Source organism: Olleya namhaensis (assembly GCF_900114005.1).
GTDB lineage: Bacteria > Bacteroidota > Bacteroidia > Flavobacteriales > Flavobacteriaceae > Olleya > Olleya namhaensis.
This window is the reverse complement of the sequence record NZ_FORM01000022.1, coordinates 1-2,372: the sequence shown is the minus strand read 5'-3', so window position 1 is coordinate 2,372 and position 2,372 is coordinate 1. Positions and strand designations below refer to the sequence as shown.

The following is a 2,372-nucleotide window of genomic DNA, read 5'->3' as shown; positions in this document are numbered from 1 at the left end:
CCGTTGATCTCTTCTGCATCAGTTAATCCATCCATATCACAATCTGTTGTTGCTGTGATTACTTCTGTAATATCTGCTACGTTATACTCACAAGCGTCATTTGGATTTGTTCCATTTGTAACTTCTGTTCCGTCTAACACACCATCTCCATCTGTATCAGGATCTGTTGGGTCTGTTCCGTCATCTGTTGTTGGATCTCCATCTGGTCCGTTGATTTCTTCTGCATCAGTTAATCCATCCATATCACAATCTGTTGTTGCTGTGATTACTTCTGTAATATCTGCTACGTTATACTCACAAGCATCATTTGGATTTGTTCCATTTGTAACTTCTGTTCCGTCTAACACACCATCTCCATCTGTATCAGGATCTGTTGGGTCTGTACCGTCATCTGTTGTTGGATCTCCATCTGGTCCGTTGATCTCTTCTGCATCAGTTAATCCATCCATATCACAATCTGTTGTTGCTGTGATTACTTCTGTAATATCTGCTACGTTATACTCACAAGCGTCATTTGGATTTGTTCCATTTGTAACTTCTGTTCCGTCTAACACACCATCTCCATCTGTATCAGGATCTGTTGGGTCTGTTCCGTCATCTGTTGTTGGATCTCCATCTGGTCCGTTGATTTCTTCTGCATCAGTTAATCCATCCATATCACAATCTGTTGTTGCTGTGATTACTTCTGTAATATCTGATACGTTATACTCACAAGCATCATTTGGATTTGTTCCATTTGTAACTTCCACAGAGTCTAAAACACCATCTCCATCTGAATCCATATCTACTGGTGCAAATCCATCATCTGTTGTTGGGTTATCACCTTCTACTACAGTAATTGTTTCTGGATCTGAATCCGTTGTTGTTAATGTATCTGTAATTTCTGCTGGTAACGTTGTTTCGTCAACATCAACTACAGTATCTCCTACTGGAATGTCTGTTGCTTCCCAAATACCATCTGCATCTGTTGTTACTGTTGTTTCGTTTCCGTCAACATCTGTAATAACTACATCTACTCCTGCAATTCCTTCTTCTCCTGGATCTTGTACGCCATCTCCGTTGATGTCTTCAAATACAACTCCTGTTAAATCTCCTACTGCTGGTGCAAATCCGTCATCTGTTGTAGATGTTACTCCATCTACTACTGTAATTGTTTCTGGATCTGAATCTGTTGTTGTTAAAGTATCTGTAATATCTGCTGGTAATGTTGTTTCATCAACATCAACCTCTGCATCTCCTAATGGAAGATCCGTTGCTGACCATGAACCATCTGCTATTGTTGTTACTGTTGTTTCGTCTCCGTTAACATCCGTAATAACTACATCTACTCCTGCAATTCCTTCTTCGCCTGCATCTTGAACACCGTTATTGTTGGTGTCTTCAAATACAACTCCTGTTAATCCTGAAGTTACTGGTGCAAATCCATCATCTGTTGTTGGGTTATCTCCTTCTACTACAGTAATTGTTTCTGGATCTGAATCCGTTGTTGTTAATGTATCTGTAATTTCTGCTGGTAAAGTTGTTTCGTCAACATCAACTACAGTATCTCCTACTGGAATGTCTGTTGCTTCCCAAATACCATCTGCATCTGTTGTTACTGTTGTTTCGTTTCCGTCAACATCTGTAATAACTACATCTACTCCTGCAATTCCTTCTTCTCCTGGATCTTGAACTCCATCTCCGTTGATGTCTTCAAATACAACTCCTGTTAAATCTCCTACTGCTGGTGCAAATCCGTCATCTGTTGTAGATGTTACTCCGTCTACTACTGTGACTGTTTCTGGATCTGAATCTGTTGTTGTTAAAGTATCTGTAATATCAGCTGGTAATGTTGTCTCATCAACATCAACTACTGCATCTCCTAATGGAAGATCTGTTGCTGACCATGAACCATCTGCTATTGTTGTTACTGTTGTTTCGTCTCCGTTAACATCCGTAATAACTACATCTACTCCTGCAATTCCTTCTTCACCTGCATCTTGAACACCGTTATTGTTGGTGTCTTCAAATACAACTCCTGTTAAATCTCCTACTACTGGACTATTCTCAAAGTTGTTATCTGCATCAACTTCTCCTGCTGTTACTGTTACTGGAATACTTCCATCTGTTGTGTCTGTATTTGCTACAGTATCACTATCATCTGTTGTATCGCCATCAACTACTGTTGTATCTGCTGGTGTTGTTTGATCTATTGTATATTCTCCTACTGGTACATCTGTAAATTCGTATGTTCCATCAACTCCTGTTGTTACTGTTGGATCAACTGTTGCTGCATCGCCATCATCTAATGTTACTACGATTCCTGATACAGGATCGCCATTCTCATCTACGATTGTTCCGCTTACACTTCCTGGTGCTGGACTATTCTCAAA

1 protein-coding gene is annotated in these 2,372 nt (G+C 39.9%); it reads right to left on the bottom strand.

Annotation, left to right across the window (positions count from 1 at the left end; all coding sequences use genetic code 11):
• Positions 1-2,372: SdrD B-like domain-containing protein (locus BMZ09_RS15915; protein WP_143067848.1), on the bottom strand; the 2,372-nt coding region annotated here is incomplete at both ends.